At 70.3% G+C, this 18,730-nt stretch carries 14 protein-coding genes; 10 read left to right on the top strand and 4 right to left on the bottom strand.

Going from position 1 to position 18,730, the window contains the following annotated elements; genetic code table 11:
• Positions 1 to 33 precede the first annotated feature (33 nt).
• Positions 34 to 1,242: a CaiB/BaiF CoA transferase family protein gene (locus tag OG504_RS41085; protein WP_405994322.1), complete on the top strand. Its 1,209-nt coding sequence runs from the start codon at positions 34 to 36 to the stop codon at positions 1,240 to 1,242.
• A gap of 42 nt (positions 1,243 to 1,284) precedes the next feature.
• Here the strand turns inward: OG504_RS41085 and OG504_RS41080 are convergent, their stop codons facing one another.
• The 3 genes from OG504_RS41080 to OG504_RS41070 form a co-directional block, all read right to left on the bottom strand.
• Positions 1,285 to 1,551, bottom strand: coding sequence for a hypothetical protein (locus OG504_RS41080; protein WP_266873831.1), 267 nt, complete (start codon positions 1,549 to 1,551; stop codon positions 1,285 to 1,287).
• Positions 1,552 to 1,679: 128 nt separating this feature from the next.
• Positions 1,680 to 2,519, bottom strand: coding sequence for an anti-sigma factor domain-containing protein (locus OG504_RS41075; RefSeq protein WP_405994321.1), 840 nt, complete (start codon positions 2,517 to 2,519; stop codon positions 1,680 to 1,682).
• A complete protein-coding gene (locus OG504_RS41070; protein ID WP_019059221.1) occupies positions 2,516 to 3,058 on the bottom strand; it encodes a sigma-70 family RNA polymerase sigma factor in 543 nt (180 codons plus the stop codon). Before OG504_RS41070 ends, OG504_RS41075 begins: the two co-directional genes overlap by 4 nt.
• A 229-nt stretch (positions 3,059 to 3,287) precedes the next feature.
• Here OG504_RS41070 and OG504_RS41065 point away from each other — a divergent pair, with 229 nt between their 5' ends.
• The 4 genes from OG504_RS41065 to OG504_RS41050 all read left to right on the top strand — a co-directional run bounded on the left by OG504_RS41065 (position 3,288) and on the right by OG504_RS41050 (position 10,041).
• Positions 3,288 to 4,829, top strand: coding sequence for a DUF4331 domain-containing protein (locus OG504_RS41065; protein ID WP_405994320.1), 1,542 nt, complete (start codon positions 3,288 to 3,290; stop codon positions 4,827 to 4,829).
• A gap of 122 nt (positions 4,830 to 4,951) precedes the next feature.
• Positions 4,952 to 6,676, top strand: coding sequence for a tetratricopeptide repeat protein (locus OG504_RS41060; protein ID WP_405994319.1), 1,725 nt, complete (start codon positions 4,952 to 4,954; stop codon positions 6,674 to 6,676).
• Positions 6,673 to 8,370, top strand: coding sequence for a sulfite exporter TauE/SafE family protein (locus OG504_RS41055; protein ID WP_405994318.1), 1,698 nt, complete (start codon positions 6,673 to 6,675; stop codon positions 8,368 to 8,370). Before OG504_RS41060 ends, OG504_RS41055 begins: the two co-directional genes overlap by 4 nt.
• Positions 8,371 to 8,415: 45 nt before the next feature.
• The gene (locus tag OG504_RS41050; RefSeq protein ID WP_405994317.1) at positions 8,416 to 10,041 is read left to right on the top strand and encodes a serine/threonine-protein kinase; all 1,626 of its coding nucleotides are present in this window, start codon (positions 8,416 to 8,418) and stop codon (positions 10,039 to 10,041) included.
• 4 nt (positions 10,042 to 10,045) lie between these two features.
• Here the strand turns inward: OG504_RS41050 and OG504_RS41045 are convergent, their stop codons facing one another.
• Positions 10,046 to 10,852 (bottom strand): SGNH/GDSL hydrolase family protein, encoded by an 807-nt coding sequence (locus tag OG504_RS41045; RefSeq protein WP_405994316.1) that lies wholly within the window; start codon positions 10,850 to 10,852, stop codon positions 10,046 to 10,048.
• 139 nt (positions 10,853 to 10,991) lie between these two features.
• On the opposite strand from OG504_RS41045, the gene OG504_RS41040 reads away from it, so the two are divergent.
• The 5 genes from OG504_RS41040 (at position 10,992) to OG504_RS41020 (ending at position 18,729) form a co-directional block, all read left to right on the top strand.
• Positions 10,992 to 11,471 carry a hypothetical protein gene (locus OG504_RS41040; protein WP_405994315.1) on the top strand — a complete coding sequence of 160 codons (480 nt, stop codon included), beginning with the start codon at positions 10,992 to 10,994 and terminating at the stop codon, positions 11,469 to 11,471.
• 382 nt (positions 11,472 to 11,853) lie between these two features.
• Entirely contained in the window at positions 11,854 to 12,741 is an 888-nt protein-coding gene (locus tag OG504_RS41035; RefSeq protein ID WP_405994314.1) for a glycosyltransferase family 2 protein, read from the top strand.
• Entirely contained in the window at positions 12,738 to 13,811 is a 1,074-nt protein-coding gene (locus tag OG504_RS41030) for a glycosyltransferase family 2 protein (RefSeq protein WP_405994313.1), read from the top strand. The genes OG504_RS41035 and OG504_RS41030 overlap by 4 nt, the downstream gene beginning before the upstream one ends.
• A gap of 270 nt (positions 13,812 to 14,081) precedes the next feature.
• The gene (locus tag OG504_RS41025; RefSeq protein WP_405994312.1) at positions 14,082 to 14,882 is read left to right on the top strand and encodes a polysaccharide deacetylase family protein; all 801 of its coding nucleotides are present in this window, start codon (positions 14,082 to 14,084) and stop codon (positions 14,880 to 14,882) included.
• Entirely contained in the window at positions 14,875 to 18,729 is a 3,855-nt protein-coding gene (locus tag OG504_RS41020; RefSeq protein ID WP_405994311.1) for a lipopolysaccharide biosynthesis protein, read from the top strand. The genes OG504_RS41025 and OG504_RS41020 overlap by 8 nt, the downstream gene beginning before the upstream one ends.
• Position 18,730 lies beyond the last annotated feature (1 nt).

Here is an 18,730-nt window from a genome sequence, read left to right as displayed (position 1 = left end):
CTCCCCACATGACAAAGGTGTCAGACGCGGGACATGATCCCCGGCATGGAGCCCTTGCCGCTGCCCCTGGAGGGCATCACCGTCGTCGCCGTCGAACAGGCCGTCGCCGCCCCCTTCGCCACCCGCCAGCTCGCCGATCTCGGCGCCCGGGTGATCAAGGTCGAGCGGATCGACGGAGGTGACTTCGCACGCGACTACGACAGCGCGGCCGGCGGTCTGGCCTCGCACTTCGTGTGGTGCAACCGGGGGAAGGAGTCCATCGCCCTGGATCTGAAGGACCCGCGCGGGGTCGACGTCATACGTCAACTCATCGCCGGCGCCGACGTGTTCGTGCAGAACCTCGCGCATGGAGCCGCCGCCCGGCTCGGGCTCGACGCCGCCACGTTGTGCGCGGCGCATCCGCGGCTGGTCGCCGTGGACATCTCCGGATACGGACCGAGCGGCCCGTACGCCGGCAAGCGGGCCTACGACATGCTCGTGCAGTGCGAGGCAGGGCTGGTGTCGGTGACCGGGACGCCGGAGCAGCCGGTGAAGGCGGGGATTCCGGCCGCCGACATCGCGGCGGCGATGTATGCCTTCTCTGGTGTGCTCGCGGCGCTGGTGCGCCGGGGTGCGACCGGGCGCGGTGGGCCGGTGGAGGTGTCGATGCTGGACGCGCTCGCGGAGTGGATGGGGCATCCCCTGCATCACGCGATGCACGGCGGAACTCCCCCGGCGCGCACGGGACTTGCGCACGCCGTCATCGCGCCGTACGACGCATATCCCACGGCGGACGGCGGGCGGGTGCTGCTGTCGGTGCAGAACGACAGGGAGTGGCGGCGGCTGGCCGAACAGGTCATCCGGCGGCCGGAGTTGGGGACCGATCCCGACTTCGCCACGAACGCGGCCCGGGTCGTGAACCGGGAGCGCACCGACGCCCTCGTCGGTGCGGCGCTGGGTGGGCTCGGCACCGACGAGGCCGTGGGGCTGCTGGAGCGCGCGGGGGTGGCCTGCGCGCGGCTCAGGGACGTACAACAGCTGGCGGAGCACCCGCAGTTGGCGGCCCGGGAGCGGTGGCGGGAGGTGGGTTCGCCGGTCGGGCCGCTGCGGGCGCTGCTGCCGCCCATCACCTTGCCGGGCGGGGGCGAGGCGCGGATGGGCGACGTGCCCGCGCTCGGGGAGCACACCGAGGCGCTGCTGCGTGCCGTGGGGATGGCGGACCTGGAGATCGCAGCACTGCGCCGGGACGGTGTGGCGGCCTGAGCGCGGGCCCCCGGGAACTCCCCGGGGGCGCCGAGGAGTTGCTCAGCGCCCGCCGAACAGCGAACGGCGCAGCCTGCGCAGTGGCGCGAAGAGCTTGACGCGGCTCACTCGGGTACCTGTGGCACTGCGCTCCTGCGTGGTGTCACGCGAGGTCAGCTCACGCATCAGCAAGGTCGCCTCCGCCGTCTCGCGTTGCGGGACGACAGGGCCGCCCAGCACCGAGAGATGGCGGTCGAGACGCGAACTGGTCGCGCTGCTCCCGCACGTGATCGCAGGGACCCTTGCCCTGCTGCGCACTATCTGTTCCATGTCACTCCCCACCCGCGTACGACTCCACCCGGCCCGGGCAGGGTAACCCTATCGCCCCAACCGAGCACTCGTGTATCGAGGTCTCAGGATTCACCTTCCCCGTAAGGGTGTTGACGACCCCTCCTTGATTACTCTCCGAATCCAACCGATTTCAGGGCGAGTTGGACAACTGGCTGAGTTGTGGGCTGCGCTGAGCCGCCGTCGGGCTCGACGGTCACTGCGAGTGATGTTGCAGTTTTGTCGAGTCCGGTGGCGACCAAGGGCGTGTCGTCCTTGAAGAGCCCGAGGGAGCGCGGTTGCACATCGGGGCGCATCAGCCACAGTTGATGCACGCGCCCGCTCGGCAGCGCGCCGTATCCGCTCAGGGTGACGACCGCGCGCCCCTCCGACGCGGAGGCGATCACGCCGATGCTCCGGCCCGCGGTGTCCGCGCCGGTGGTCGCACGGGCGTCGGGAGCTGCGAGAACGTGTGCGATGTCACGTGACTGCGCCTGCGCGGCGTCCAGCTTGTCCTGTGTCTTGTTCGCCTGCACGGCGAAGAGCGAGGCCACGACGAGGGCGGCGGTGGCCGTCGCGGTGGCGAACGGCACGAAGAACGGGCGCCGTTGGGGCACTCGGGCGCGCGACGCCTGCGGCTGTGTGCCCCACACATGGGCCGGCAACCGGGGCGTGTACTCCCGCGCCTGTGGTTCCCGCACATGTTCCCGGAGCGGTCCGGGTTCCTGCGGAGTCTGCCGTACGGCGGCCAGCACGCGGTCGCGCATGGCGAGCGGTGGCTGGGCGGCCGTGGACCAGGCCAGCCGGACCGCGTCCTCGGTCAGCGCGCGGACCTCCTCGGCGCAGCGGTCGCAGCCCCTGAGGTGTTTCTCGAACTGGCGGCGCTCACCGGGTTCCAGGGCGTCGAGGGCGTAGGGGGCCGCGAGCGAGTGGACGTCCCCCCGGCCGAACAGTCGGGCGAGAACGCTCATGCGACACCTCCCAGGCAGTCGCGCAGCCGGGTGAGTCCGTCACGCATGCGGGTCTTGACCGTGCCGAGCGGCAGCGAGAGCCGCTCGGCCACTTCACGGTACGTATAGCCGTCGTAATAGGCGAGGGTGACGGACTGCCGTTGCAGGGCCGTGAGGCGGTCCAGGCAGCGGCGCACCAACTGCCGTTCCAGGCCTGCCTCGACCTCCTCGGTCACCTGGTCGAAGGCGGGGTGGTGGGAGCGGCGGGCCTCGCGCTGTTCGCGTTCGCCGGCCGCGCGGGCGCTGCGCACCCGGTCGACGGCGCGGCGGTGGGCGAGGGTGAGGACCCAGGACAGGGCGCTGCCCCGGCCGGGGTCGAAGCGGGCGGCGGACCGCCACATCTCCAGGAGCACCTCCTGGGACACCTCCTCGGACTGTGCCGGGTCGCGCACCACGCGGCGCACCAGTCCGAACACCGGCCCGGACACCAGTCCGTACAGCTCCTCGAAGGCCCGTTGATCACCTGCCGCCACCTGCACCAGGAGCTCGTCGGCCTCCACCCGTCCCCCACTCTTCGACCGCACGCGGCCCATCCCCTCATCACATCCCGTCACACGAGGCGTTCGTAGCGAACACCTCTACGGATGGGTTACGGATCAGGAAGCCCAAAACGCGGGTCAAGGGACGGATTGGAAGGCGCCAAAAAAACTTTTCAGGTTTGACCAATCCGCCCCGGCACCTGCTCCGAATCCTCGTGCGTCAGGCAAGTTGGCACTGAGGACGGACGGCATGACACCTATCTCCAGGAGCGGTGCGGGACGCAGGAAGCTCGCGGCCCTCGTATGTGGCGCGCTGGCCGCCGGGGGGCTCGCAGCCGCCGGTACGGCCGCGCTGGAACCGGGAGTGGCCGCGGCCTCCTCCCACCGGGAGGCTCCCCTGATCTCGGGGACCCCGCAGTACGACAACACGGACCTGTACGCGTTCGTCAGCCCGGACAAGCCGGACACGACGACGATCGTGGCGAACTGGATACCGTTCGAGGAGCCCGCCGGCGGCCCGAACTTCTACCAGTTCGCGGACGACGCCCAGTACGACGTGCACATCGACAACAACGGTGACGCGCTGGACGACTTCATCTTCCGCTACACCTTCAGCACGCAGATCAAGAACAAGAAGACGTTCCTCTACAACACGGGTCCGGTCACCAGCCTCACCGACCCCGACCTCAACATCACGCAGTCGTACGACATCGAGCTCATCAAGCTGAAGAAGGGCAAGGCGGTCTCCGAGACGAAGGTCGCCGACGACATCCCGGCGGCGCCCTCGGACGTCGGCGACGCGTCGATGCCGGACTACGCCAAGCTGCGCTCGCAGGCGATCTACAAGACGACCAACGGCGGCGCGACCTTCGCGGGCCAGGCCGACGACCCGTTCTTCGCGGACCTGCGCGTCTTCGACCTGCTCTACGGCGGCAACCTGAGCGAGGTCGGCAACGACACCCTCAAGGGCTACAACGTCAACACGATCGCCCTCCAGGTGCCGAACGACCTGATCCGGCAGTCCAAGTCCCGTCCGACCGTGGGTATTTACTCCACGACCCAGCGCAAGAACGCCAAGGGCTACTACACGCAGGTCTCGCGTCTGGGCAACCCGTTGGTCAACGAGGTCGTCAACCCGCAGAAGGACAAGGACAAGTTCAACGCGTCCGAGCCCAAGGACGACGCGCAGTTCCTGAAGAACGTGACCGAGCCCGAGATCCCGAAGCTCATCGAGTCGATCTACAAGATCAAGGCGCCGAGCGAGCCGCGCAACGACCTCGTCAGCGTGTTCCTCACGGGCGTCAAGGGCCTCAACACCGAGCAGCCGTACGCGAAGCCGTCGGAGATGCTGCGCCTGAACACGTCGATCGCGCCGGCCGCGCACCCCAAGCGCCTCGGTGTTCTCGACGGCGACAACGCGGGCTTCCCGAACGGGCGTCGGCTCACCGACGACGTGATCGACTCCGCGCTCCAGGTCATGGAGGGTGAACTGGTCGGTTCCAAGAACGACTTGGGCGACGCGGTCGACAAGAACGACAAGGGCTTCGAGAAGTACTTCCCGTACGTCGCCGAGCCCACCTCGGGTTCCCGCGGCCCGCTCGCCAAGGGCACGACCAGCGGCAGCGACGTCAAGAACCAGCTGGGCGACGCGTTGCAGCCGGCGGGATCCTCCTCCGACAGCAACAACATGATGCTGATGGTCGCCTCGGCGGCCTCCGGTGTCGCCGGCGTCCTGCTGATCGGTGCGGCCGTCGCGTGGTGGCGCCGCCGGATGACCCACCGCCCGTACTAGACCCCCCGACTGGCGCGGCCCGCACTTCACCTTCCCCCACGGTGCGGGCCGCGCCACCCCCACGCACCGACACCCCCCCGGCACCACAGCACTTGAACCACCCCAGGCGATGGAGGAACGGCATGGCCCCGCGCGAGAACGACGACAAGCCGACGGAGGACAAGCAGCCGGCGGCTACCCAGCGGGAGTGGGAGCGACTGTGGGAACAGGGCGACGACTCGGGGGGCGAGGACGAGGGCAGTACGAAGGAGGACGCCGGGCCGGAGGGTGAGCGGGACGCGGACGCGGACACCGAGGCCTCCGACGCCGCGGTCGACGACGCGGACCAGGGCCCAACTCCCGTGCACGGCAACGCCGATGTGCCGGGCCACTCTCACAACGACGATCACGACCATCACCACGAGCACGATCACGAGCACGATCACGCCGATGGATCCGCTGCCCCCCACAGTCACACACCCCCCGCGCTCCCCCACCTCGACGACGAACGCATCGCCGCCGTACGTCGGGTGGCCGCCGCGGGCCGCCGCTGGAGGACCGTTCAACTCGCCGGGTGTGCCGCCCTGTTGGCCGTCGCCATGACCGCCGGGGCCATCGCCATCGGGGCCGCCAAGGACAGCGGGGCCACCGGTGTCGCCGCCTCCAGTGCCGTGTCGCCGGAGTTGCTCGCCAGCGGGAGTCTGGACGCGAGTATCGCCTCGTTGCAGGCTCATCTGCGGACGCAGCCCAAGGACTTCGACGGGTGGGCGACCCTCGGGCTGGCGTATGTGGAGCAGGCGAGGACGAAGGGTGACCCGTCCCGGTACCCGCAGGCGCAGGCCGCGTTGCAGCGGTCGTTGAAGATATCGCCCAATAACGAGAACGCCCTCGAGGGCCGCGCCGCGCTCGCCGCCGCCCGGCACGAGTTCGCGGAGGCGCTGACCTACGCGGACCAGGTGCTGAAGGAGAACCCGTACAGCGAGCGCGCCCTGTGCTCGCGGATCGACGCGCTCGTCGAACTCGGCCGCTACGCCGACGCGGAGAAGGCCGCCGACCTCGCCGACGCCCGCAAGCCCGGAGTCCCGGTCTTCACCCGGTACGCGTACGTGCACGAGCTGCGCGGTGACGTGACCACGGCCCGCAAGGTCCTGGAGCAGGCCCTCGCCGCCGCCACCTCCCCCGGCGACATCTCGTACGTGGCCGGCACGCTCGGCCAACTCGCCTGGAACCAGGGCGACTACAAGACCGCCCTGAACGACTACGGCCGCGCCCTCGCCGCCGACGAGAACTACCTCCCCGCCCTGGAGGGCCGCGCCCGCGCCCAGGCCGCCCTGGGCGACCGCGCCGAGGCCATCAAGGGCATGGAGCTGGTCGTCTCCCGCTACCCGCTGCCCCAACCCCTCGTGGAACTCGGCGAGTTGTACGAGAGCCGGGGCGCCGCGGGCGACAGGGCCAAGGCCGACGACCAGTACGCCCTCGTCGACGCCTGGATCGCGCTGGCCCGCGCCAACGGCGTCAACGCCGACCTGGACACCGCGCTCGCCGCCGCCGACCACGGCAACATCAAGTCGGCCCTGAAGGCCGCCCGCGCCGAATGGGCCCGCCGCCACACCGTGCACACCGCGGACGCCCTCGCCTGGGCCCTGCACGTCAACGGCCGCGACAAGGAGGCCCTCCCCTACGCCCGCCGGGCCACGGCCACGAACTACCACAACGCCTCGTTCATCTACCACCTCGGCATGATCGAACTGGCCACGGGCCACAAAGCGGACGGCCGCGCGCATCTGACCAAGGCCCTGAAACTGAACCCGGGCTTCTCGCCGCTGGGCGCGAGCAAGGCCCGTAAGGCGTTGGAGGCGACCAAGTGACGCCGGTCCGCCGCCTGTTGGCCTCCGCGGCGGCCGTCCTCACGGCCGCCGGCGCGCTCCTGCTGGTCCCCACGGCCGCCGCGAGCGCGCACCCCCTCGGCAACTTCACCGTCAACCGCTACGACGGTCTCGTCGTCGCCCCCGGCCGGCTGCGCGTCACGCACATCGAGGACCTCGCCGAGATCCCGGCGACCCAAGTGAAGCCGGAGATCAAGCAGTTGGGCATGACCGAGTGGGCCCGGCAGCGCTGCGACAAGGCCGCCGAGGGCAGCAAGGTCACCGTCGACGGCCGTACGGTCGCTCTCACGCCCGGCAGCAGTACCGCACGGCTGCGGCCGGGGCAGGCCGGGCTCAACACCCTGCGGGTGGAGTGCAGTTCGACGGCCGCGCTGCCCAAGGGCAGGACAGTCACCCTCGGCTTCCACAGCGCGGGGCTGACCACCGGGCCCGGCTGGCGGGAGATCACCGCGCGCGCCGACCGGATGACGCTCACGAAGTCGGACGTGGCGACGAAGTCGAACTCGCACGAACTCACCAGCTATCCCAAGGACTTGCTCTCCTCCCCCGACGACACCACGACCGCGTCCCTGCACGCGCGCCCCGGCGGCCCGGCGCTCACCGACGCCGACCGGTCCACGTCGGAACCGCCCGCCGCCTCCGTGCTGCCACGTGGTGCCGACCGCTGGACGGAGGCCCTGAACAACCTGGTGGCCCGCCACCACCTCACCGTCGGCTTCGCCGCCCTCGCCCTGCTCATCGCGATCGCCCTGGGCGCGATGCACGCGCTCGCGCCCGGTCACGGCAAGACCCTGATGGCGGCCACGGCGGCCGCGCGGGGCGGGCGCGCCCGCCTCAAGGACGTCCTCCCGCTCGCCGCCTCGGTCACCGTCACCCACACCCTCGGCGTGGTCGCCCTGGGCCTGTTGGTCACGGCCGGCTCCGCCGCGACGCCCTCGGTGATCGCCTGGCTCGGCATCGCGAGCGGCGTCCTGGTCCTCTTCGCCGGCGCCAACCTCGTACGCCGCGCCTGGCGCAACCGCCCACGCCCACAAGCCACTTCACACCCCCACCCACACCCGCATCCCCACGACCACGACCACGCCAAGGCCCCCGAGCGCGCCCGGGTCCTCGTCTCCGCGCACGCCGAAGCCGGGTCCACCCACACCCAGGCACACCCGCACCCGCACCCGCACAGCCACGACGACGACCACGCCCACAGTCACGATCACGGCGACACTCACGACCACGGCCATGACCACCCGCATCCCCACGACCACGGCCACACGCACGACCACGACCACGCCGTAGAACACACGCACGGCGGCTTCACCCACACGCATGAGACCGCCCCCACCGTCCGCGGCACGATCCTGCTCGGCTTCGCCGGCGGGCTCGTGCCGAGTCCGTCCGCCGTGGTCGTCCTCGTGGGGGCCGCGGCGCTGGGGCAGGCGTGGTTCGGGCTGCTGCTCGTCGTCGCGTACGGCGTCGGTCTCGCCCTCACCCTCACCGCCGCCGGATTCGCGGTCGTCAAGCTGGGTACAGGGATGAACCGAGTGCTGGACCGGCGCCCCCGCTGGACCACCAGCCCCATGGCGTCCCTGGTCCGCCGGACCTTGCCGCTGGGATCGGCGCTCGTCGTCGTGGCCCTCGGGGTCGGACTGGTGCTCAAGGGGGCGGCATCAGCGCTCGGCTGAGTTACGTTTGGCGAGAATTCGCCCGGCTGCGAATGGGGGGAGCCCATGTCCGAAGATCCGGGCACTGAACGTGTGATCGCGGGCCGCTACCGGCTCCTGTCCCCCCTCGGTGAGGGCGGGATGGGCACGGTGTGGCGGGCCCGCGACGAGGTGCTGCAACGCGAGGTCGCCGTCAAGGAGGTGCGCGCGCCGGGCGGACTGGCGTCCGACGACGTGGAGCGGATGTACGCCCGCCTTGAGCGCGAGGCGTGGGCGGCGGCCCGGGTCGCCAACCGCAATGTGGTGACGGTGTACGACGTGGCGACGGAGGACGGCCGCCCCTGGATCGTCATGGAGCTGGTGCGGGGCGTGTCCCTGGCCGATCTCCTGGACGCCGAGGGGCCGTTGACGCCGCAGCGGACCGCGCACATCGGTGCCGAGGTGCTGGCCGCGCTGCGGGCCGCGCACGACGCCGGGGTGCTGCACCGGGACGTGAAACCGGCCAACGTGCTGATGTCGAACGACGGCCGGGTCGTCCTGACCGACTTCGGTATCGCGATGGTCGAGGGCAGTTCGGCGCTGACCATGACGGGCGAGGTCATCGGTTCGCCCGAATTCCTCGCCCCGGAGCGGGCGTTGGGCCGTACGCCCGGCCCCGAGTCCGATCTGTGGGCGCTCGGCGTGCTGCTGTACGCGGCGGTCGAAGGGCACTCGCCGTTCCGCCAGAACACCCCGCTGAGCACCCTGCGGGCCATCGTCGACGAGGAGTTGCCGACCCCGCAGCTGGCGGGACCGCTCACCCCGGTCATCGAAGGGCTGCTGCGCAAGGACCCGGCCGAGCGGATGTCCGCGGAGCAGGCGGAGCAGGATCTGCGGCTGGTCGCGGCGGGCGGTACGCCTCACGCGTACACCGCGCCGACGACGCCGTACTCTCCGGCGATGGCGGGGTATCCGCAGGACGGCTACTCCGCGCAGGACTCACGGACGCCGCCGCAGCCGGTGCAGGGCTTCGGGCCGCCGCCCGACTCCTACTCGACGCCGACGGCCGCGGACGAACCGCACCGCAACCGGCGTGCGGCCGTCGTGCTGGTCGCGGGGCTGGTCGCGCTGGCGCTGGCGATCGGCGGGCTGACGTACACGCTGATCAACCGGAACAACGACGACGACGCGAACGCGGGCCAGGGGGCGAGCACGCCCAAGAGCCAGCCCTCGGACGGGACTTCGCCCAGTGCGAGCAGCAAGACCACGGCGCCGAGCGACACTCCGAGCCCGAGCAGCAGCAAGTCCTCGTCGGCGCCGCAGTCGGTGAAGGCGACGGTGGAGGGCGCCAACACCGAGTACTCCGGCAGCTGTCCGCCGCCGAACGCGAAGGCGCCGACCTTCACGGCCAGCATCACGGTGGGGAAGCTGCCCGCGGAGGTGTCCTACCGGTGGGTGACGAAGACCGGTTCGGTCTCCGACCCCGGCTGGAAGACGCTGTCGTTCCCGTCGGGCGGCGGGAAGACCAAGCAGGACCGGGTGTTCCTCACGACGTACTCGAACAGCGGGACGTTCAAGAACGAGATCAGCGTCGAGATCCGCAGCCCGGTGAACGGGGAGTCCAACTCCGTGCCGTTCTCGGTGACTTGCGTGGCGGAGACCCCGTCGGACGGGGCCTCCGCGTCGGACTCGGCAACGCCTTCTGACGGCTAGAGCGTCAGGCCGCGCTGGTCAGGACCGGCAGATAGCCGCCGGACTGGCCGGCCGCGGTCGGGTGGTACGACTCGCTGATGCTCAGCAGGTTGAGGCTGTGCAGCCAGGAGCTGCCGGAGCAGATCTCGTGGCCGGTGAACGGGGTGCGTACGTCGCCGTAGGTGAAGCCGTGGTCGGCGGCGCGCTTGGCGAGGGCGGCGTCGAGGTAGTCGGCCGCGCCGTTGATGGCGGAGCGCTTGGTCGCGGAGAGGCCGAGGCAGGTGGTGCCGAGTCTGTAGAAGCGCGGGTAGCCGAGCACGACCACGTGCGCGGCGGGGGCCTTGGCGCTGATCGTCGAGTAGACCTTGTCGAGGAGGCCGGGGAGCGTCGAGTCGACGTACGCCTTCGCGGTGGCGATCCGGGTCAGGCAGGAGCTGTCGGACTGCAGGACGCAGGTCGTCATGACGTCGGTGAAGCCGGCGTCGTTGCCGCCGATGCTGATCGAGACGAGGGACGTCGAGGTGCTGAGGGTGCCGAGCTGGTTGGCGAGAACATCACCCGTACGAGCACCCGAGCAGGCCATGAAGTCGAACGTCGAGGGTGAATGCGCGGCCGCCCAGAGGTAGGGGTAGGCCTTGGTGCTGCGGTCGCAGGACCCGCTGGAACTGATCTTGCTGCCCGAGCCGACCCCGGAGGAGTAGGAGTCGCCGAGGGCCACATAGCCGCCGGTGGCGGCGAGTTGGGACGCCTGCGCCGTCATCGCCCCGGTGAGGGCGAGGCCGGCGGCCAGGAGGAGCGAGGTCACGTATGCCGTAAATCGGGAACGTCTCATGGAACCTCCCTTAGCAGGATCTCTGCCACAACTGTCGTAGCAGTGACGCGCATTGACGGGAAGTGTGCATGCCAATGGTTTGCCGGTGGGAACAGGTGTTCACCTGTGCATCCGAACCGGGATGCGTGCCCTGCGCACCTTGACGATCGCGGTCGGGCTGCGCGACATTGAAGTCCGGCATCCGGCGCGCTGGGGGGCAAAGTCGCCAATGCAGACCTTCCGTATCAAGAGACCATCCATCGCCGACACCGAGCGGGCACGGCCAGGACCGGGGAGGGACCTGGCACCGCTGCTCGCGGGCGCGGCAGTTGCCGTTGGAGGGGTCGGGGCGCTGCTTGCGCTCATCGACTCGGGATCACCCTTGCGTGGTCCGTTCGCACTGTTCTTCCTGTTCGCGGCGCCGGCTTCGGCAATCGCCGCGGTATTGCGCGGACTTGATCCCTTCGGCCGTGTTCTCACCTCGGTGGCGGGTGCGGTGGTCGTCGACATGCTGGTGGCCCAGGGAATGCTGGCCGTTCACCGATGGTCGGTCGACGGTGGAATCGTCGCGGTGGCGGTGATCAGTGGCTTGATTTCGCTATCGGTATTCATTCGGCATATGCCGCCGCACAACGGCTGACAAAGTTGTGTAACGGTCAAACCAACAAAAAGGTGAGGTCTCGTTCCGGGTCTTGCCATACAGGTTCAATTGTCAATACCGTCGTACATCTCACCCGCACTGGTTCATCATCGAGCGGCTCCAGGGGAGGGCTCAGGGACCGCGATGGATCCGGGGCGGGGCGCGGTAGGGGGGTGCCGTGCTCGGTGACCGCTTTTGTGACCGAGTCGTCCGCGCGGCCGGCTTTCATGTTTTTCGGGGGTCGACCAGTTTTGCCAGCTCACCACGCGTGCACGGAGATCCGTATTCTCCGTGGCGACCGTGAGAACCCCCCTTTCGAACCGGAGCACAGAGCCGGGCCGCCCAGGGGCGGGCGGTCCGCCGGACGAGAGGGACCAGACTCGTGAGTTCTGTTCTGCGCCCAGCTGCATCGGGCCAAGATCCGTTAATGTCGGCCAAATACCGGCCGATCTCCTCTCACCTGGCGATCACACCGCCGGTGAGTGTGGTGATTCCCGCCATGAATGAGGCGGAGAATCTCCCCTACGTCTTCAAGACACTTCCCGCGTGGATACACGAAGTGGTTCTCGTGGACGGCAATTCCACCGACAACACCGTCGAGGTGGCCCGCGAGCTGTGGCCCGGGGTCAAGGTCGTCGAACAGCAGGGCAAGGGCAAAGGGGATGCCCTGATCACCGGGTTCGAGGCCTGCAGCGGCGACATCATCGTCATGGTCGACGCGGACGGCTCGGCCGACGGGCACGAGATCGTCAGCTACGTCTCCGCCCTCGTCTCGGGCGCGGACTTCGCCAAGGGATCACGCTTCGCCAACGGCGGCGGCACGGACGACATGACGTTCATCCGCAAACTCGGCAACTGGGCGCTGTGCACGATCGTCAACCGCAAGTTCGGCGCCCGCTACACCGATCTCTGCTACGGATACAACGCGTTCTGGCGGCACTGCCTCGACAAGATCGACCTCGACTGCACCGGCTTCGAGATCGAGACGCTCATCAACATCCGGGTGGTCAAGGCCGGTCTCAAGGTGCAGGAGATCCCCAGCCACGAGTACCTCCGTATCCACGGCACGAGCAATCTGCGCGCCGTGCGGGACGGGATCCGGGTGCTCAAGGTGATTCTCAAGGAGCGCTCCAACCGGCGTGCGCTGCGCCGCCGTTCGCACTCCACGATGATCGACACCCTCGAACCGCAGCGCGATCCTCAACTCGACCAGCAACTCGACCCGCAACTCGACCCGCAACTCGACTCGGTCCGGGGAGAGGTGTCTTGAGCAGTCACGACATCTCCGTCGTGATCTGCGTCTACACCGAGGACCGCTGGGAGGACATCCTCGCGGCGGTCTCCTCGGTGCGGGCGCAGTCACGGCCCGCGCTGGAGACGTTGCTGGTCGTCGACCACAACCCCGCTCTCCTGGACCGACTCACCAGGGAGTACAAGGACGTTGAGGAAACGGGCGAGGTCCGCGTGCTGGCGAACGCGGGCCCGCGCGGTCTGTCCGCGGGCCGCAACACCGGCATCGCCGCATCCCGTGGCGAGGTCATCGCCTTCCTCGACGACGACGCCGTGGCCGAGCGGGAGTGGCTGCGGTACTTCGCCGAGGCGTACACCGACCCGAAGGTGATGGCCGTCGGCGGCCGCACGATGCCGATCTGGGCGTCCGGGCGCCGACCGGCCTGGTTCCCCGAGGAGTTCGACTGGGTGGTGGGCTGCACGTACAAGGGCCTACCGCCGGGCCGGGTCCGGGTGCGCAACGTGCTGGGCGGCAACGCCTCGTTCCGGCGTACGGCGTTCGACGCGGCCGGCGGCTTCGCGACCGGCATCGGGCGCGACGGCGACAAGCGTCCGCTGGGCGGCGAGGAGACGGAGCTCTGCATCCGGCTCACCCGGGCCAGGCCGGACGCGGTACTGCTGATCGACGACCGCGCGGTGATCCACCACCGGGTGCCCGCGGTCCGCGAGCACTTCGGGTACTTCCGCACGCGCACGTACGCCGAAGGTCTCTCCAAGGCCCTGGTGGCCCGAAGTGTCGGCACCGACAAGGGACTTGAGTCCGAGCGCCGGTACACGACCCGGGTCCTCCCGGCCGGGGTCGCACGCGGCCTGCGCGACGCCGTGCTCGCCCGACCGGGCGGCGCGGGCCGGGCAGCCGCGATCGTCGCCGGGGTGTTCACGGCGGCGGGCGGGTATGCCGTCGGGAGCGTCCGGGCCCGGCGCGGCGGGGTCACCTTCTCGGTGGTGGAGATCGAGGGGGACGCACGCGAGCGCGGGGGCGGGCGCGGGCGCGGGCGCGGAGGCGGGCGCGGGCGCGGAGGCGGTAATGAGCGCGGGGGGCGGACATGAGCAAGGGGAGGCACGCGGGCGTGGGGAAGCACCCGGGCGTGGGGAAGCGCACGGACTCAGGGAGGCACCCGGGCATGGGGACGCGCACGAGCGCGGGAGCGGACATGGGCGCGAGGACACACCCGAACGCGGGGAGGCGCCCAGACGCGGGGAAGCACCCGGGCATGGCGACGCACCCGAACGCGGGAGCGGACACGGACACGGGGAGGCACCCAGGCACGGGGACGCACCCGAACGCGGTGGCCGCAACGAGCGCGGCGGGGGGCGACCATGAGTGAATCACCAGTGCCGATCCTGATGTACCACTCCATCGCCGCCGCCCCGAACGACGCCACCCGTGCCCTGTCCGTCGCGCCCGAGGCGTTCGCCGAGCAGCTGGCGCTCCTCGGTGATCTGCGCTTCACGCCGATCAACACGGCTGATCTGGCCGCGAGTTGGCGCTCCGGCAAACCGCTGCCCGAGCGACCGGTGCTGATCACCTTCGACGACGGCTACGAGGGCGTGCACCGGCACGCGCTGCCCGCGCTGGCCCGACACGGCTTCGCGTCCACCCTGTTCGTCTCCACCGGCTGGATCCGGGGCGCCCACGACACCGGCGGCGGCCTGGACACCATGCTCGACTGGGACCAGGTGCGCGAACTCGCGGGCGCGGAGGTCGAGATCGGCGGCCACAGCCACACCCACCCGCAGCTCGACCAGCTCGACGACGACACCCTGCGCACGGAGCTGGTCCGCTGCAGGGAGATCGTCGCCGACGAACTCGGCTCCGTACCCGTCTCGTTCGCGTATCCCTACGGCTACTCCAGCCGCCGGGTGCGCGGCGCGGTGCGCGAGGCGGGGTTCGCACAGGCGCTCGCCGTCGGCAACGACCTCGCCCGGCGCCGACAGGGACCGTACGCGCTGCGGCGGGTGACTGTGCGCCGCAGTACGGGAGTCGAGGAGTTCGAGCGGCTCGTCGAGGGCCGTGCGATCGCCCGCACCTTCGCCAGGGACCGTGCCCTCACCCAGGGCTACGCCATGGTCCGCAGAGCTCGACAGGTCCGCCGGAAGGCCAGCCGTTCCCGTGTCTGACACGACGACCACCACCCAGGACGCGGCGCCCGAGACCGAGGCGCCCCAGCAGACGGGGCGCCGACTGCGCCTGCCGGGAAGGAGCAGGTCTCCCGGCGGCAGCCCGCTGTTCCGCAACGCCTACGCCCTGATGCTCAACACCGGGATCTCCGCGGTGCTCGGGCTCGGCTACTGGCTGATCGCCGCCCACTACTACTCCCCCACCGCGGTCGGCCAGGGCTCGGCGGCCATCGCCGCGATGAAGCTCCTCGCCGGGCTCACGGCGGTCACGCTTACCGGTGCCCTGGCCCGCTTCATCCCGGTCGCCGGACGCGCCACCGGGCGCCTCATCTTCCGTACGTACGCGGGAAGTTCGATCGTCGTCGCGCTCGGGGCCGGGATCTTCCTGCTGACGCTGAACGACTGGGGACCCTCGTACCGCTTCCTGCACGGGCCGGTCCCCGCGCTCGGCTTCGTCGTCGCGGTCGTCGCCTGGAACCTGCTCACGCTGCAGGACGGGGTGCTGACCGGGCTGCGCAGCGCGCCCTGGGTGCCGGTGGGCAACACGGTGTTCTCCGCGGTGAAGCTGGCGCTGCTCGTGGGGCTGGCGTCGGTGTTCGCCGCGAGCGGTGTCTTCGTGTCGTGGGTCGCCGCGATCGCGTTCTCCGTGGTGCCGCTCGGCTGGCTGGTGTTCAGGCGGCTGGTGCCCCGGCACATCAAGGCGACCGAGGAGCACGCGAGGCCGCCGACACTGCGGGAGATCGGCAGGTTCCTCGCCGGGGACTACACCGGCTCGCTGTTCTCGCTCGCCGTGGTCTACCTCGTGCCGGTGATCATCGCCTCGCAGGTCAGCTCCGAGGACAACGCGTACTTCTACATCACCACGACGATAGGCGGCACGATCAACCTGCTCGCCATCAACATGGGCGCCTCGCTGACCGTCGAGGGCTCCCACGACCCGGCACGCATCGCCGCCAACACCCGGGCCGCGCTCAAGCGGATGGCCCGGATCATGCTGCCGATCTGCGGGCTGCTGTTCATCGGGGCGCCCTACATCCTGGGCGTGTTCGGCGCGGGTTACGCGGACGCGGCGACGCCGTTGCTGCGCTGGTTCGCGGTGGGCGCGCTGCTGCGGGTCCTCATGGAGACGTACTTCGCGGTGCTGCGCGCGCAGAGCCGCACGAGCGGACTCGCCTTGCTGCAGGGCCTGTTGTGCGTCCTGGTGCTCAGTCTGACGCTGCTGCTGCTCCCCCGCATGGGGCTGACCGGCGCGGGCGTCGCCGAGATCTCCAGCCTCGCGGTGATCGTGGCGATCGCCGCGCCCAGACTCTTCAAGACGCTACGGGCCGCACCGGCCCCGGAGTTGCCCGAGGACGCGGCACCGGACGGCGACCTCGCCGACCTGGGGGCCCGCGAGGTCCCGGCCGCCGCACCGCACCGTCGCGGCCCGGCCTGGGCGCTCGACTCCGACACCCTCGCGCTCGGCATACACGTCGACTTCGACCACCTGGAGCGCCGGCCGGACGTACGGCCGGGCCCCGGCACCCCGCCCACCGGCACCCCGATCGTGTCCGGCGAGCAGCGGCCGATCTGGGCGCTCGACATCAAGCGGTCCGAGATCGTCGGACTCCCCGTCGAGGAGCGGGAACCCGGCGCGGAGTCCTCGCTGAGCCCGTCCGCCCGGCCGGAGGTGGACGCGCCGTTCGAGCCCGCCAACGGCTCCGACCGAGTGGTCGTACCGGAGGAGTCGCTCGTACGGGAACAGGCCCGGGAGGACGCGGCGGAGCAGGAGCGGAAGGCACGGGAGTCCGAAGTCCCGCCGCCCGCCCGCCCGTTGTCCCTGCGCGAGCGTCTCGTGCCCACGCGCCCCGGTGTCGTCCTCGGCTGTCTGCTGGTCGCCGCGCTGCTCCTGTACTGGGTGCCCGCGGCGCGGCTCGGCGAGTCCGACCTGGACCGCATGGGCGGGCTCGGCCTGATCTCGATGCTGCCGCTGCCCACGCTGGTCGGTGCCGCGCTGCTGATCACGGTGTTCGCGTCGCTGCTGTGGTTGGGCCGCGAACACAAGGCACTGCTGCTGATCACCCTGCTCGCGACGGTGATCTCGCTGCACGCGCTGCCCGCGGTGATCGAGTCCGAGCCGCGCTTCCCGACGGCCTGGCAGCACCTCGGGTTCATCGACTACATCGACCGCACCGGGTCGGCCGTACCCGACCTGGACGCGCGCTGGAGCTGGCCGGGCTTCTTCGCGGTGGCCGCGTTCGTCGGCAAGGCGTGCGGGATCACCGACTGGACCGAGGTGATCCGCTGGTGGCCGACGGCCATCCAACTCGCCTACCTGGCACCGATGTTCCTGCTGGTGCGCTCGCTGCGGGCGAGCTGGCGGGCGAAGTGGACCGGCATCTGGATCTTCGTGCTCAGCGGCTGGGTCGGCCAGGACTACTTCTCCCCGCAGGGCTTCACCTTCCTCCTCTACCTGGCCTTCGTGGCGATCCTCCTGGTCTGGTTCCGGGCACCCCACGTCCTGTGGACGAGGATGCGTCCCGGCGAGGCGGAGGTGGAACCCACCGACCGGCGTCAACAGGCCGTCCTGCTCCTGGTGTTGATCGGTCTGTTCGCGGCGAGCGTCCCGGCCCACCAGCTCACGCCGTTCGTGATGCTGGGCGTGCTCACGGTCCTCGTCCTGCTCGGCCGCTCCGAACTCCGGGGCCTGCCCATCCTGTTCGGGGTACTGGTCGCGGTCTGGCTCGGCTTCATGGCCGAGCCGTACTGGTCCGGGCACTTCAACGACCTCTTCGGCGGGGTCGGCGGCGTCGGCAGCAACGTCTCGACGTCCGTCTCCGGCCGTATCCAGGGCGGCAGTTCGACCCACAAGCTGGTCCTCTACACCCGCGTCCTGCTGGCCGGCGGCGTCATGGCCTTCGCCTGCTGGGGCTGGTGGCGCCGCCGCGCCCACAAATACCGCGAACGCTCCCTGCTCGTCCTCACCTTCGTCCCGTTCCTGGGCTTCGGCATGCAGTCCTACGGCGGCGAGATGGCGCTGCGCGTCTTCATGTTCGCCGTTCCCGGCGCGGCCCTGCTCGCGGGCCTCGCCCTCTTCCCGCGCACCGGTACCACCGCCAAGGAGCGCGAGAAGGACCGCGTGAGCCTCGCCCCGCTGGCCGCGCTGCTCGCCGGTCTGCTGCTCATGGGCGGCTTCCTGGTGGCCCGTTGGGGCAACGAGGGCTTCGAACGGGTGCGACCCGGCGAGGTCGCCGCCATGAACTACGTGTACGCCCACGACAAGCCGACGGTACGGCTGCTGTGGCTGAGCGACGACACGGTCAACGACGTGACGCCGGCGATGCCGTGGGGCGCGAAGGACATGGAGCGTGTCAACTACGTTCCCACGCTGGCCCCTTCGGACCCGGTGCTGGTGTCCGGTCTGGTCAAGGCGCTCAAGGACGCGGGCCCGAACTCGTATCTGATGCTCAACAAGAGCCAGGTCGTCTCGCTCCAGCTGGACGCGGGCTACTCGGCGACCTGGGAGTCCCGGCTCATCCAGAACCTGGACAACCGGCAGGAGGTGAAGAAGGTCCTCGTCAACGCCGACGTGACCATGTACTCCCTGCGCGAGCAGCCGGCCGGTGCGGTCCCGAAGCCCGATCCCGGGCCGATCGGACCGCGGATCACCTGGACGCCGTGGTCGGTGGTCGGCGCGCTCGCCGCGCTCGCCCTGATCCTGATGCTGACGGCCCGCGAGGTCGTCCGGGTCGCGGTCCGGCCGAGCGTGCGTCAACTGCGGTGGATGCAGAGCAGTTTCTGGTTCTCGCTGCCTCTGCTGGCGGTGGTGCTGGCCTCGCTGGTGCAGCGGTTCCTGACGATGAAATAAG

The sequence above is a fragment of the Streptomyces sp. NBC_00986 genome (assembly GCF_045162565.1).
Taxonomy (GTDB): Bacteria; Actinomycetota; Actinomycetes; order Streptomycetales; family Streptomycetaceae; genus Streptomyces.
This window is presented reverse-complemented; position numbering and strand designations above follow the sequence as displayed.

Bases quoted from the DNA above. Each gene is read 5' to 3' on its own strand.
- OG504_RS41075 (WP_405994321.1), bottom strand. From the start codon at position 2,519: ATGAGCGTTCTCGCCCGACTGTTCGGCCGGGGGGACGTCCACTCGCTC.
- OG504_RS41050 (WP_405994317.1), top strand. From the start codon at position 8,416: ATGTCCGAAGATCCGGGCACTGAACGTGTGATCGCGGGCCGCTACCGG.
- OG504_RS41060 (WP_405994319.1), top strand. From the start codon at position 4,952: ATGGCCCCGCGCGAGAACGACGACAAGCCGACGGAGGACAAGCAGCCG.
- OG504_RS41025 (WP_405994312.1), top strand. From the start codon at position 14,082: ATGAGTGAATCACCAGTGCCGATCCTGATGTACCACTCCATCGCCGCC.
- OG504_RS41065 (WP_405994320.1), top strand. From the start codon at position 3,288: ATGACACCTATCTCCAGGAGCGGTGCGGGACGCAGGAAGCTCGCGGCC.
- OG504_RS41080 (WP_266873831.1), bottom strand. From the start codon at position 1,551: ATGGAACAGATAGTGCGCAGCAGGGCAAGGGTCCCTGCGATCACGTGC.
- OG504_RS41045 (WP_405994316.1), bottom strand. From the start codon at position 10,852: ATGAGACGTTCCCGATTTACGGCATACGTGACCTCGCTCCTCCTGGCC.
- OG504_RS41085 (WP_405994322.1), top strand. From the start codon at position 34: ATGATCCCCGGCATGGAGCCCTTGCCGCTGCCCCTGGAGGGCATCACC.